Origin of the sequence: Mycobacterium sp. E3247, assembly GCF_001667785.1 — a bacterium.
Lineage (GTDB): Bacteria > Actinomycetota > Actinomycetes > Mycobacteriales > Mycobacteriaceae > Mycobacterium.
Map to the genome: position 1 here is coordinate 1 of NZ_LZJG01000487.1, position 12,151 is coordinate 12,151.

Annotated in this window: 15 protein-coding genes; 2 read left to right on the forward strand and 13 right to left on the reverse strand. The window is 67.6% G+C overall.

Features of this window, described 5'->3' with window-relative positions:
• Positions 1-386 (reverse strand): PPE family protein (locus A9X04_RS23595; RefSeq protein WP_156764513.1); only part of this gene is annotated, 386 nt, incomplete at its 3' end.
• 264 nt (positions 387-650) lie between these two features.
• On the opposite strand from A9X04_RS23595, the gene A9X04_RS23600 reads away from it, so the two are divergent.
• Positions 651-1,658 (forward strand): PHP domain-containing protein, encoded by a 1,008-nt coding sequence (locus A9X04_RS23600; RefSeq protein WP_067925770.1) that lies wholly within the window; start codon positions 651-653, stop codon positions 1,656-1,658.
• Between the two features lie 6 nt (positions 1,659-1,664).
• On the opposite strand, the gene A9X04_RS23605 is transcribed toward A9X04_RS23600, so the two are convergent.
• The 3 genes from A9X04_RS23605 to A9X04_RS23615 all read right to left on the reverse strand — a co-directional run bounded on the left by A9X04_RS23605 (position 1,665) and on the right by A9X04_RS23615 (position 4,498).
• Positions 1,665-2,423, reverse strand: a complete 759-nt coding sequence (locus tag A9X04_RS23605) for a YoaK family protein (protein WP_067925774.1) — start codon at positions 2,421-2,423, stop codon at positions 1,665-1,667.
• Between the two features lie 150 nt (positions 2,424-2,573).
• The gene (gene dinB / locus A9X04_RS23610; protein ID WP_067925777.1) at positions 2,574-3,779 is read right to left on the reverse strand and encodes a DNA polymerase IV; all 1,206 of its coding nucleotides are present in this window, start codon (positions 3,777-3,779) and stop codon (positions 2,574-2,576) included.
• A 77-nt stretch (positions 3,780-3,856) separates the two neighbouring features.
• On the reverse strand, positions 3,857-4,498 hold the full coding sequence (locus A9X04_RS23615) for a TetR/AcrR family transcriptional regulator (RefSeq protein WP_067925780.1): 642 nt from the start codon (positions 4,496-4,498) through the stop codon (positions 3,857-3,859).
• A 76-nt stretch (positions 4,499-4,574) separates the two neighbouring features.
• On the opposite strand from A9X04_RS23615, the gene A9X04_RS23620 reads away from it, so the two are divergent.
• Complete coding sequence (locus A9X04_RS23620) at positions 4,575-6,044, forward strand: NAD(P)/FAD-dependent oxidoreductase (protein ID WP_067925783.1); 1,470 nt, start codon at positions 4,575-4,577, stop codon at positions 6,042-6,044.
• Here the strand turns inward: A9X04_RS23620 and rraA are convergent.
• The 9 genes from rraA to A9X04_RS31120 all read right to left on the reverse strand — a co-directional run bounded on the left by rraA (position 6,041) and on the right by A9X04_RS31120 (position 11,687).
• Positions 6,041-6,520, reverse strand: a complete 480-nt coding sequence (gene rraA / locus A9X04_RS23625; RefSeq protein WP_067925786.1) for a ribonuclease E activity regulator RraA — start codon at positions 6,518-6,520, stop codon at positions 6,041-6,043. The genes A9X04_RS23620 and rraA overlap by 4 nt on opposite strands.
• Positions 6,521-6,549: 29 nt before the next feature.
• Entirely contained in the window at positions 6,550-6,990 is a 441-nt protein-coding gene (locus A9X04_RS32160) for a nucleoid-structuring protein H-NS (RefSeq protein ID WP_067925789.1), read from the reverse strand.
• Positions 6,991-7,087: 97 nt separating this feature from the next.
• A complete protein-coding gene (locus A9X04_RS23635; protein ID WP_067925792.1) occupies positions 7,088-7,597 on the reverse strand; it encodes a copper resistance CopC family protein in 510 nt (169 codons plus the stop codon).
• Positions 7,594-8,277, reverse strand: a complete 684-nt coding sequence (locus A9X04_RS23640; protein ID WP_067925795.1) for a YcnI family protein — start codon at positions 8,275-8,277, stop codon at positions 7,594-7,596. The genes A9X04_RS23635 and A9X04_RS23640 overlap by 4 nt, the downstream gene beginning before the upstream one ends.
• Before the next feature lie 7 nt (positions 8,278-8,284).
• Complete coding sequence (locus tag A9X04_RS23645) at positions 8,285-8,941, reverse strand: DUF6474 family protein (RefSeq protein ID WP_067925798.1); 657 nt, start codon at positions 8,939-8,941, stop codon at positions 8,285-8,287.
• 136 nt (positions 8,942-9,077) lie between these two features.
• Positions 9,078-9,476: a helix-turn-helix transcriptional regulator gene (locus tag A9X04_RS23650; protein ID WP_067925801.1), complete on the reverse strand. Its 399-nt coding sequence runs from the start codon at positions 9,474-9,476 to the stop codon at positions 9,078-9,080.
• A gap of 542 nt (positions 9,477-10,018) precedes the next feature.
• Complete coding sequence (locus tag A9X04_RS23655) at positions 10,019-10,552, reverse strand: peptidase (RefSeq protein WP_067925804.1); 534 nt, start codon at positions 10,550-10,552, stop codon at positions 10,019-10,021.
• Between the two features lie 195 nt (positions 10,553-10,747).
• Positions 10,748-11,371: a superoxide dismutase gene (locus tag A9X04_RS23660; RefSeq protein WP_067925807.1), complete on the reverse strand. Its 624-nt coding sequence runs from the start codon at positions 11,369-11,371 to the stop codon at positions 10,748-10,750.
• 160 nt (positions 11,372-11,531) lie between these two features.
• Positions 11,532-11,687 (reverse strand): hypothetical protein, encoded by a 156-nt coding sequence (locus tag A9X04_RS31120; RefSeq protein WP_197509347.1) that lies wholly within the window; start codon positions 11,685-11,687, stop codon positions 11,532-11,534.
• Positions 11,688-12,151 lie beyond the last annotated feature (464 nt).

Here is a 12,151-nt window from a genome sequence, read left to right on the forward strand (position 1 = left end):
GTGTTCTGCCCGAGAAAGTTGGTCGCGATCAACGCCATCAACTGCGCCCGGTTGGCCGCAATCACCGGCGGGGGCACCGTCATCGCGAACGCGGCCTCGTAGGCCGCCGCCGCCTCGTACGCTTGGGCCGCGGTGCGCGCTGCCGCAATCCCACTGGCCTGCAACCACGCCACGAACGGTGTGGCCGCGACCGCCATCCTCGTCGCCGACGGACCAAACCACCGCCCGGTAAGCCCTGACACCTCCGCCGAGTAGCCGCTGGCGGCGGACTCCAACTGCGCAGCCAACGCATCCCAGGCCGCCGCGGCCGCCAGCATCGGTCCCGAGCCCGGCCCGGCATACATCCGCCCGGAATTCACCTCAGGGGGCAGCAACCCATAATCCACGACGACGTCTCCGTTCCCTCGGCGCGATTCTTAGCCGAACGTACGTTTAGCTCAGCTAGTTATACGCATGTCGGATTAACTGTGAGCGACAGCTCGCTGAAGTTTCTTGGCACCGGAATCATCTGTGGCGCAACAGCATCGGCCATGCAGAAGTCCGAGGGCGACCCCGAGCAAGCGGGTGACGCTCGTCTAGGGGATTGCGGCGGTCGCCTGCGGCGCCCCGCTGCGCCCCGCTTGCAGTCACCGCGCGGGCACACTGGAACCATGGATCCCGTTGACGCTTTGCGGCAGATCGCCTACTACAAGGACCGCAGCCGCCACGATCCCCGGCGGGTTATGGCGTATCGCAACGCCGCCGACATCATCGAAGGTCTCGACGACGCGGCGCGGGAGCGGCACGGCCAGGCCAACAGCTGGCAGTCGTTGCCCGGGATCGGGCCCAAAACCGCGAAGGTGATCGACCAGGCCTGGTCGGGCCGCGAGCCCGATGTCCTCGTCGAATTGCGTTCCACCGCAGAGGATCTCGGCGGCGGTGACATCCGTGCCGCGTTGCGCGGCGACCTGCATCTGCATTCGAACTGGTCCGACGGGTCCGCTCCGATCGACGAGATGATGGCGACCGCGTCCGCGCTGGGGCATGAGTACTGTGCGCTGACCGACCATTCGCCGCGGCTGACGATCGCCAACGGGCTGTCGCCGGAACGGCTGCGCGCCCAGCTCGACGTGATCGACAGGCTGCGTGACCAGTTCGCCCCGATGCGCATCCTGACCGGGATCGAGGTGGACATCCTCGAAGACGGCAGCCTCGACCAGGAGCCCGAGCTGCTCGAGCGCCTCGACGTCGTCGTGGCCAGCGTGCATTCGAAGCTGTCGATGGATGCCGCGGCGATGACGCGGCGCATGGTGCGGGCCGTGTCCAATCCCCATGCCGACGTCTTGGGCCACTGCACCGGCCGGCTGGTCTCCGGAAACCGGGGCATCCGGCCGGAGTCGAAGTTCGACGCGGAAGCGGTGTTCACCGCCTGCCGCGAGCACGGGACCGCGGTGGAGATCAATTCGCGGCCCGAACGGCGCGACCCGCCGACCCGCCTGCTCAAGTTGGCACTGGACATCGGCTGCGTGTTCAGCATCAACACCGACGCACACGCGCCCGGCCAGCTCGACTTTCTGGGCTACGGCGCTCAGCGTGCCGTGGACAACGGCGTGCCCGTCGACCGGATCGTCAACGCCTGGCCGGCCGACAAGCTGCTGGAGTGGGCGGGCTCGAATTGAGCCGGCTCAGACCCGCACGGCTTCCTCGGCATCGGGAACCGGTTCGTCTTTGCGGCCAGCACCATGCAGCACGTTGGCCCCGGCGACGGCCGCGCAGGTCGCGGCCGGAATGAGCAACGCGTAACCGCCCAACTCGGCGCCAAACACGATCCCGGCCACGCCCCCTCCCAGAAACAATAGGAGCGTCGTCACCAGAATCGCGGCATTCCATTTCTTGATGCCGTGTTGCCGACTGCGGCCGAGCATCAGCCCGAGGTCGGTGACCGTCCCGGTGAAGTGGGTGGTGCGGATCGCCATCCCGCGGAAGCTCGAGGTCATCCCGTTCTGGAGACCGAGGGCCGCGGCGGCCAACAGCGCCTGCACCGCGGTTAGCTCGACCCCCAGCGCATTGATCTGCCGCCTGACAAAGGTTTCCTCCACGCCGGCGGCGGCCAGCACCAGGAGGGCCGCCTCGGTGAGCAGCACGAAGGCGTGCCGGCGGCCCGCGAGGGCTTCGGTGGGCGCAAGAACCGCCCCGGCCACCGTCGCGCCCATCAGGAAGCCCAGAAAGATCGCACCGAGCACGTGGCCTTCATAGAGCCACGGGTTGGCCGTGTTCATGCCCAACTGCGTGGTGATCGCGGTGAGGTTACCGACCGGCAAGGCCAGGATCAGGAGTGCGACCGCGTTGACGAAACCCGCTGACAACGCCAATACGGCGCTGTAACCGAGCAGGATGCCTTCGCGGGGCGGGCCGCTTGCGCGGGCCTTGTCCGGCGGCGGCATCGTGTTCAGTTACTCACTTTCGAGGTCGGGTTTTCCCCAGCCTAGCTAGCGGGGCTTCGGACGCGCCACGGGCGAAGACCATCTCACATCAACCTCAAATCATTGAAAACATTTGCGGCGTAGGAGAATTCGAAACGAGGTGCAAACCGCTCAGTCGGGTAGGTGCGGCATCTCCAGCCCGGGGTCGCGGCCCACGAGCACCGCGGGCGTCAGCGCGGATTTGCCGTAGCGATCGCGCACCCGGTCGATCGCCGCATCGATCGAGAGCCGGTGCTCGTCGTTGTCGAAGGGGAGCGTCAGCTGCTGGGCGCCGCTTCGGTCGATGCCCGACACCGTGAAGCCGACCAGCGTGAGCCCGCGCTGGGCGATCAGTGGTGCGGCCGCCGCTACCAGCTGGCGCGCGGCGGCCAGGACCGGCTGCGTCGAGGACGTCGCCCACGGCAGCGTCCGCGACCGCGTCACCCGGCCGAAGTCGTCGAACCGTAGGCGCAGCGTCACCGTGCGCCCGGTGCGTCCGGCGACGCGCATCCGGCCGGTGATGCGGTCGATCAGGTTGACCACCACCGCGTCGATCTCGGCGGGTGACATCGTGTTGCCGGCGCGGCCCAGCGCGCGCTGCGCGCCCACCGACCGGCGACGCGCTCCGGTGGTCACCCGCCGGCGGTCGATGTTGCGGGACAGGGCGAACAGCTGGCGGCCCATCGCGCAGCCCAGCAGCGACGCCAGCGTCGATTCGCTCAGCTCGGCGACGTCGGCGACCGTCACCAGCCCGTGGGCGTGGAGTTTGTCTGCCGTCTTGGCGCCCACACCCCAGAGCCGCCGCACCGGCAGCGGGTGCAGGAAGGCCAGCTCCCGGTCGGGCGGGACCAGCAACAGCCCGTCCGGCTTGGCCTCCTGGCTGGCGACCTTGGCGAGGAACTTGGTCCGGGCGACGCCCACGGTGATGGGCAGCCCGACCCGCTCTCGCACGTCGGCACGCAGCCGCGCGGCGATCTGGACCGGTGTCCCGGAAACCCGGCGCAGCCCGCCGACGTCGAGGAACGCCTCGTCCACCGAGAGCGGCTCAACGATCGGTGTGCAGTCGCGGAACACCTCGAAGACCGCCTCGCTGGCGCGGCTGTAAGCCCGCATCCGCGGCGGCACCACCACGGCGTGCGGGCACAGCCGTCGCGCCTGGCCGCCACCCATCGCGGTGCGCACACCGTAGGCCTTCGCCTCGTAGCTGGCGGCGAGCACCACCCCACCCCCGACGATCACGGGGCGGCCCCGCAACGTCGGGTCGTCGCGCTGTTCGACGGACGCGTAGAAGGAATCCAGGTCCGCGTGCAGGATGGACGCATCACACCGCACGAACATATGTTCGCACGGGTGGGTGACGCCATCCGATGGTGGCGACCCGCTTCGCCCGGCTACGCCGCGCTTGCGATCGCCACCTAGCCGGTTTCGCCGTAGATGCTCGTCACCCAGATGTGGGTGAGGGTGTCGACGACCCGGTCCTCGTTGACCGCCGGCGTCTCGGCGGACAACGCGGCCATCATCGTGCGCTCGTTCATCTGGTTCAGTGAGGTCGCCAGGTCCGCCGCCGGAATCGTCTCCGGGGCGGCGCCGCGAGCGCGTTCCGCGGTGATCATGGTCGCCGTCTGATCGATCCACTTCTGCATGAACCCCAACCACACGACCCGCAACTCGGAGCTTGTCGCCAAGGCCTCGGTGGCGGCGCGGGCCAGCCGGCGGTGCGAACTGAACGCCTTGTAGAACGCCTTGATGCCGTTACGCCACACCCGGCGCGGATCCTCCGGCAGCCGTTGGACGGCCCCGTCGAACTCGGAGTCGGCGCGCGCGATCACCGGCTCCAGCAGGGAGAGCAGCACCGCTTCCTTGGACTTGAAATAGAAGTAGAACGTCGGGCGCGATAACCCCGCCCCTTTGGCCAGGTCGTCGACGGAGATGTCGGTGAACGAGCGCTGCTCCAGCAGCCGTTCGGCGGTCGCCAGGATCGCCTGTTCACGGTCGTCGCCGGAGGGGCGGATGGCGCGGCGGCCACGCAGGGCACGGGTCTGGCCGGCGGTAGTCACGCCCGTTACTTTACACAGCGTCGAAAGTTTCGACACAGCGTTGACTCAATCGACAGCACGTTGATAGCGTGGCCGCATGAGTGAGCACCTTGACGTGATCATCGTGGGCGCCGGCATCTCCGGGATCAGCGCGGCGTGGCACCTGCAGGAGCGCTGCCCGACCAAGAGCTACGCGATCCTCGAACGCCGCGACGACCTGGGCGGCACCTGGGACCTGTTCAAATACCCGGGCATCCGGTCGGACTCCGACATGTTCACCCTCGGGTTCCGGTTCAAGCCCTGGCGCTCGGCGCAGTCGATCGCCGAGGGCGCCGACATCAAGAACTACATCAAGGAGGCCGCGGTCGAGAACAAGATCGACCGGCACATCCGCTACCGCCAGCGCGTCGTCGCCGCCGATTGGTCCGACGCCGAGAACCGCTGGACCCTGATCGTCGAATCCGATGGCGACCAGCGCGAGCTGACGTGTTCGTTCCTGTTCGCCTGCACCGGCTACTACAACTACGACGAGGGATATTCGCCGACCTTCCCCGGCGCCGAGGACTTCGAGGGCAGGATCGTCCACCCGCAGCACTGGCCGGAGGACCTCGACTACACGGGCAAGAAGATCATCGTCATCGGCTCCGGAGCCACCGCGATCACGCTGATCCCGGCGCTGGTGAACACCGGCTCTGGCCACGTCACGATGCTGCAGCGCTCGCCGACGTACATCGGCTCGCTGCCCGGGATCGACCCGTTCGCCGAGCAGGCCAACCGGTTGCTGCCGGGCCGGCTGGCGCACATCGCGAATCGCTGGAAGGCCATCGCGTTCAGCACCTTCCAGTACCAGCTGTCGAGGAAGCGCCCGGCCTACATGCGCAAGACGTTGATGACCATGGCCAAGCGGCGCCTGCCGGAGGGCTACGACGTCGAAAAGCACTTCGGTCCGCGGTACAACGTGTGGGATCAGCGGCTGTGCCTGGCCCCCGACGGCGATTTCTTCCGCACCATCCGGCACGGCAAGGCCGACGTCGTCACCGACACCATCGACCGGTTCACCAAGACGGGGATCAGGCTCACCTCGGGCGAGGAACTGCAGGCCGACATCATCATCACCGCAACGGGATTGAACATGCAGTTGCTGGGCGGGGTGCGGCCCACCCGAAACGGGGAGCCGATCGAGCTGACATCGTTGATGACCTACAAGGGCCTGATGTTCTCCGGCGTGCCCAACTTCGCGATCACCTTCGGCTACACCAACGCGTCGTGGACCCTCAAGGCCGACCTGGTCTCCGAGTTCGTCTGCCGGCTGCTGAACTACATGGACGACAAGGGATTTGACTTCGTTGAGCCGCAGCACCCCGGCGCCGACGTCGACGAACTGCCGTTCATGGACTTCAACCCTGGCTATTTCCAGCGCTCGATGCACCTGCTGCCCAAGTCGGGGTCGCGCGCCCCATGGCGGCTCAAGCAGAACTACCTCTTCGACATGCGCACCATCCGGCGCGGCAAGGTTGACGACGAGGGCCTGCGATTCGCGAAAAAGCGTGCGCCGGTTGCGGTTTAGGGCTTGACGACGACGATGCCGTCGTCGTCGCTGTAGGCGATCTCACCCGGGACGAACGTCACCCCACCCAGCGTGACCTCGACGTCGCGCTCGCCGGCTCCGGTCTTGCTGCTCTTGCGGGGGTTGGTGCCCAGCGCCTTGATGCCGATGTCGAGGCCACGCAGCGCGGCGGCGTCACGCACCGCGCCGTTGACGATGAGGCCGGCCCAGCCGTTGGCGCGGGCCAGCTCGGCGATGACGTCGCCGACCAGCGCCGAGTGCAGCGAGCCGCCGCCGTCGATCACCAGCACGCCGCCCGCACTCGGCTGGGACAGCACGGATTTCAGCAGCGCGTTGTCTTCGAAGCAGCGCACCGTGCTGATCGGCCCGGCGAATTGGTGGCGGCCACCGAACTGGCGGAATTGGACGTCGCAACTGCGTACGTCGGGTCCGATGTCGTCGACGAGGTCGGCGGTCGGCTGGAATGACACGGTCACGCCTGACACGGTAGCGGCTACGCGCGCGCTCAGTGGCGCCGCAGCTGCCGGATCAACAGGATCGCCAGCAGGCTGACGGCCAGGGCGACGATCAACGGCACCGGCGACTGGCTCAGGACCGAACCGCGAACGTCGGGGGAAACCGGGTTGTTGGCGGCATCGACTGTGGATTTTGCTTGTGCCGCAGCGTCTTTGGCGGCCGCGGTGAGATCGCCGTTGCTTTCGATTCGCTGCTGCACCTCAAGCGGTGGCTCGGCGGCCTTCGCGGGGGGCTGGACGGCTTTGGCGGGTGCCTTCTTCGCCGGTGCCTTCTTCGCCGGTGCCTTTTTGGCGGGCGCCTTTTTCGCAGGAGCTTTCTTGGCGGGAGCTTTCGCGGCCTTCTTGACCGCCTTGGCCGGAGGCTTCTTTTCCGGCGGCGGGGTCGATGCGCCGTCGGGTTCGCTGTTGGGTTGGTCCTGCGGGTCTGCCATGCGGCCGCTCCTTGAGCAATCTTTCAGTAGTTCTCTAGCCGACGCGGGTTCTTCGAACCCATCATGCCAGCACGGGTGCGGGCGCCTCGGCCGCCGGTCACGGTCGGCGCCGCAGCGCCCACACAGCGCCTCCGGCGACGAGCACCGCCGCCACCACGACGAACGGCCACACCGGGACCGCCGAGTCCCGGCCTCCGGCGTGGTCCCCGCCCGCCGGAGGCCCCGGCTTGCCGGTGCCCGGCACGGTCAGCCGGAACGACCAGGATCCGGAGACCACGTGACCGTCGGCGGAGGTCACCCGGTAATTGACGGTGTAGGTCCCGGCCGGCCCCAGCGGCCGCAGGCCGATGCCGACCACCGCGCCCTGCACCGTGGGGTCGCCGGCGGACCACACGTTGCCGTCGGGCCCGACGACGGTCATGGCCGCGAACGTGGTCTGCAGCTGTTCGTTGAAGGTGGCGCTGACCTGCTCGGGACCGGTCGTGAGGATCGCTTTGTCGGCCGGATCGGTGGAGACGCGAGCGGCGTGCGCCGATGCCGCCGGCGCCGTCAGGGTGGCGATCATCAGCAGGGCGCCGACGCATGCGGCGGCCGCCAACCGCCTCATGTCCGTCGGCGGATCAGCGCAATGCAGACTCCCAGCGCGGCGAGGACCAGGGCCGCGCCGCCCAACAGTCGGGCGGTGTCGTCCGCGGATCTGGGCTGCGGCGGCGCGGTCGCCTGCTCGGCCGGCTGCCCGGGCGCCGGGTGGTGGTCGTGCGGCGCGACGGGTCCGGCGGCGAGTGCCAGCGTGGGCACCGGGTGTTCGGGTTCGCCGCCGCCGGGCTGCGGCGGCTGGTCCCACTTCACGACGGCTCCGTCCGAATAGGTCTGCGTGGCCGGGAAGCTGGCGGTCTCGGTGTCGGGCAGCTTCACCGAGATCCGGAACAGCGCGAACTGATCGGCCGCGATCCCGCCGCCCGGCGCGGCCGTCCACGTCACCGAGTGCACGGCGCCCGATGCCGCGTCGCGGTCGACCTTGATCGTCCACCCCGGCATGCTCTCGGCCCGCGCCGAGGCCACGTCGGGCAGGGCGACACTCAGAGCGGTGGTTAGCGCGCCCGTGTTGGATTCGTTGGGGACCTGAAAGGTGACGACTGCCATGGCGCCGCGCACCGCGTCGTCGCTGCTGGCGTGGACGTGTGCCCCGGCCGCCGGAAGGTGGGCCGCAGAGGCCAGGTAGAGGGCGACGGCGGCGGCCACCGCGATCGGGAGGCGGGCCAGCCTCGACAGTCTGCGCGGGCGCATCCGTGCGTCAGCTCAGCCCGAGCCGGGCCATCAGGTCCGCCTCGATGCCGTCGAGCTGCGACGAGATCGCGGCGTGGGCCGCCCGGCGTCGCGCGGCCGGCATGTTCTCCGCGGCGGTGACGGCCGCCGACAGGTCGGTGAGCCGCTCGGTGATGGCCGCTACGAACTGTTTGGTCTCGGCGTCCTTGGGCTTCTTGTCCTGCACGGCCCGCAGCGACTTCTCCGCTCCGGCGATCCGGGCGGACAGCTGCGCGCCGTGGCCGGAGAACTGCCCGATCTGGGCGAGAGGAATCCCGAGTCGATCCGCGCGGCGCTGATCGATCAGCGCACGCGCCGAGACCGCGCCGCGATAGATGACCGGCGTGAGGACCGGCGCGAGCAACCGGGACACGGTCAGCGCCCGCCTGATGCGCGCCGGCGAAAAGATCTTGCCCTCGCGCGCCGCTTTGAGTTCGGCCTCGGCGACCTTCAACGCGGTCCGGTCGCTGTCCCGTTGGGCCTTGATCTGCGCCCTGAGGGCCTTGGCCTCCGCACGTTGGGCCGCCTTGTAACGGCGGGTCTCGTTCCTGGCTGCGAGCTTGGCCTCCAGCTTCGCGCGGGCCTTGATCGCACGGGCTTCGGCGCGACGCGTCGCGCGACTCTTTCGCTTGCGGAACAGGCCCATACCCGGCCGCCTCCCCGGTCTCTCGTGGACTATCGCTTTCGCGCGTGCGCGATCCGTGAGCCAACCCTAATCGGAATGGGCGGGCGGGAGCCCTCCAGGTAGGGGCTGGCCAGCCGAGTGCGGGCGCGGGCTCGCGCTATGCGTCCAAGTGCTCCGCGCGGCGCAGCTCGTTGACCCGCTGCATGACCTCGTGCTGGGCCTCGGGGGATAACTCGGATGCGCGCAGGGCAATGCGGCGCACCCCGTCATCGCGAATCGTGGCCAGGAATGACAGCTCCTTGTCGAGCTTCTCGTAGTACTCGTCGTCGGTGAAGTAAGCCGGCTTGATGCGGAAGAAGTTGGCCAATGCGGCCATCGTCGTCGCCGACGGGTTGGTGCGGTTGCCCGACCGCAACTGCGAGAGGTACGGAGCCGACATCGTGACGCCCTCAGCCTTGAGCGCCGCGATCACTTCCGCGGAGGTGTGCGGCCCGCGCCCGGGCGGATACACCGTGTCGAACAGGCGGTTCAGGCGAGCAGCGAACGTCGTGCTCATTGGATATGACCTCCACTTGGCTGTAGAAGTGAACTATTACCTAGGTGTATTTGCTGATCATGGTAGCGAGGGTTGGTGTACCTATCCAGGTGCAAACCCCCACGTATTCGGGCCGGGCGTAGCTGTAGCTTGCCGGTGCCACACTTGACGAGCGTCTAACTGATTCGCTGGGGTGTCCACTAAATCTGCGAAACTCACAGGTTATCCGCAGAATCCGGCCTTCCGGCCAAGGTGGCGGGGCGGCGGCGCCGCGCTCGGCGAAGTGTAGAATGCGGACGTGCTGGGCAGGCGCACCGCAACGCGGCAGCAATTTATGCTTGCTTAACGCCTTATTTGCTGTCGGGTCGTTACCGCGCCCGGAATTCGGCGCGTGTGGCCGTGTCGGGGATGCGAATCGGCGTTCGTCGCGCGTTATCAGCCGCCGACTGCCGGCCGGGCCACGCGGGGTGGCGTGCGCGAAGCGGCCGACCTGACCGCGACCCCTTCAGACCGACCGGACCGGCACGCGGGACGGGCGGTAGTGCGAGCACCGGGTCGAACGATTACGCGGCAAGCAGCATCGCCAGAATCGCGGTGTCCGGGTGGGAGATGGGGTCCACGCCGACTCGGCTCACCATGGACGTGATGGTCCCGTCCGCCTCGGCCTCCACCCAGGCCGCCCGATGCTCGAGTCCCAGATACGGCAACCCGGGCAGCAGGACGCATCCCGACGCCGCGCCGCTGCATTCCGGCAGGGAAGGGGTGGTCTCCGAGGGAGGATGCAACATCAGCAGCGCCGGTGGCTGGTGATCGGCGAAATAGCCTGGCTGGATTGCCGATTCACCGAAGACGGTGCCCTCGGCGAGCACCAGGCCGACGGTGCCCGGCTCGGGGGCGTCGGGTAACTCCTCCCGGGCGCCGAACACCGTTGTCGTGGAGAGCAATCCGGGAAGTGACGCCACCCTGACCGCGACCATCAGCAACTGGGCCCACTCTTTGGTCGAATCGGGCCAACGCCCGGAGATCACAAACCCTTTCAGGGCACCACGAGCATGGAAAGGGGAAACCCCTATCGGGCGGTCAGACCCAGTCTCCATTTTCGACCTCCGCGCGACGCCTCCATCCGATTAACCACACTGGTAGCTCGAATGATTAAGCATGCCTGCGGGTTCGGCGCCGTGCAACCCGACACGGCCAGTGGCGCACATGTTCTCGGAATGCCCGATTTCTAGCCGGACAAACGACAGGGGCGCCGCGCATGCCGCGCGACGCCCCTGCCGATCGAGGTGGACTCAGCCGAAGATCAACCCGCCGGTCTTCGACGTGGCCGCCGCGTACCGCTTTTGCACGTCGGCCCAGTTGACGACGTTCCAGAACGCCTTGACGTAGTCCGCCTTGACGTTCTTGTACTGCAGGTAGAAGGCGTGCTCCCACATGTCGACCTGCAACAGCGGAATGATGCCGAGCGGGACATTGGCCTGCTGGTCATACAGCTGGAAGGTGAGCAGTCGATCGCCGAGCGTGTCATAGCCCAGCACCGCCCAGCCCGAACCCTGAAGGCCATTGGCGGCCGCGCTGAACTGGGCGCGGAACTTGTCGAACGACCCGAACTGGTCGTCGATCGCGGCGGCCAGGTCGCCGGTGGGCTTGTCGCCGCCGTCCGGCGACAGATTCTTCCACCAGATCGAGTGGTTGACGTGGCCGCCGAGATGAAACGCAAGGTTCTTTTCGTTCAGGAAGATCGCGGCGTGGTCGTCGTTGGCGCGCGCCTCTTCGAGTTTGGCAACGGCGTCGTTCACGCCCTTGACGTACGTGGCGTGGTGCTTAGTGTGATGGATCTCGTTGATCTGACCCGAGATGTGCGGTTCCAACGCTGCATAGTCCCAGTCCAAATCGGGCAGGGTGTATTCAGCCACGGCGTTCCTTTCTTCGATTGTCTACTAACGCTCATTCGCGCGGGCCTGCCACGCGGCGGCCAGCCGTAGACAACCCTGCTCCATGACTGCACGGACCGCAAGAATGGCTATCAGCCCCGAAGGCGGATACCCGCTCGGCGGCGAATCAAGACAGTTGGGATCAAGACAAAACGATGAGGGCGAGGACCGCCAGCAGCGCGAGGGCGATCAGCCCGGCACGTAAGGCGGCGACGCTGTAGCTGTGGTTCCACGCGGGCGAGCCGGAGTACGACCTCGAGGGGGCCGGTGAACCCGGACCGAACGAATGCGTGGCCATCAATCGCCTTTCACCCGCTCCTCACCCCGCGACAGTGAGGTGAGTCACAAACAATTTTTCGCGAACGCGATCATAACGCCTCAGGGCGGGCTTGGAAAACGACGCACTGAACTGCGGGTTGGCGCAGGTGATCGGCCGCAGAATGTGACCGGCGGTCACTCGCGCTGCGCTTCGGGTGCTTAGCAAGGCAACCCATTTCGCTCGACGGCGGTGGCGGGCTGTCCATGGCAAGACAAAAAGACCGCGGTGTTATCCACATGTCGAACCACGGCTAGCCGGTAGTGCTGTAGTAATGCTTCCCTTACCCACCGTCCGCGTGTGGATAAACCTGTGGAAACTGTGGATAGCCATGGGCGTTGGGTAGATAGCCGACTGGGCTCAGCTCGGCCGGCCCGCCGTGTCCCGCGGCGCGCATCGTCGCGAGGGGGCGTTGGATTGCCCGCTCCTCAGCCCGCCGCGTCCCG

What these genes read in the sequence shown, in the direction of transcription:
- A9X04_RS23600 (WP_067925770.1), top strand. Translation starts at nt 651, where the DNA reads ATGGATCCCGTTGACGCTTTGCGGCAGATCGCCTACTACAAGGACCGC.
- A9X04_RS23605 (WP_067925774.1), bottom strand. Translation starts at nt 2,423, where the DNA reads ATGCCGCCGCCGGACAAGGCCCGCGCAAGCGGCCCGCCCCGCGAAGGC.
- dinB (WP_067925777.1), bottom strand. Translation starts at nt 3,779, where the DNA reads ATGTTCGTGCGGTGTGATGCGTCCATCCTGCACGCGGACCTGGATTCC.
- A9X04_RS23620 (WP_067925783.1), top strand. Translation starts at nt 4,575, where the DNA reads ATGAGTGAGCACCTTGACGTGATCATCGTGGGCGCCGGCATCTCCGGG.
- A9X04_RS32160 (WP_067925789.1), bottom strand. Translation starts at nt 6,990, where the DNA reads ATGGCAGACCCGCAGGACCAACCCAACAGCGAACCCGACGGCGCATCG.
- A9X04_RS23635 (WP_067925792.1), bottom strand. Translation starts at nt 7,597, where the DNA reads ATGAGGCGGTTGGCGGCCGCCGCATGCGTCGGCGCCCTGCTGATGATC.
- A9X04_RS23640 (WP_067925795.1), bottom strand. Translation starts at nt 8,277, where the DNA reads ATGCGCCCGCGCAGACTGTCGAGGCTGGCCCGCCTCCCGATCGCGGTG.
- A9X04_RS23645 (WP_067925798.1), bottom strand. Translation starts at nt 8,941, where the DNA reads ATGGGCCTGTTCCGCAAGCGAAAGAGTCGCGCGACGCGTCGCGCCGAA.
- A9X04_RS23650 (WP_067925801.1), bottom strand. Translation starts at nt 9,476, where the DNA reads ATGAGCACGACGTTCGCTGCTCGCCTGAACCGCCTGTTCGACACGGTG.
- A9X04_RS23655 (WP_067925804.1), bottom strand. Translation starts at nt 10,552, where the DNA reads ATGGAGACTGGGTCTGACCGCCCGATAGGGGTTTCCCCTTTCCATGCT.
- A9X04_RS31120 (WP_197509347.1), bottom strand. Translation starts at nt 11,687, where the DNA reads ATGGCCACGCATTCGTTCGGTCCGGGTTCACCGGCCCCCTCGAGGTCG.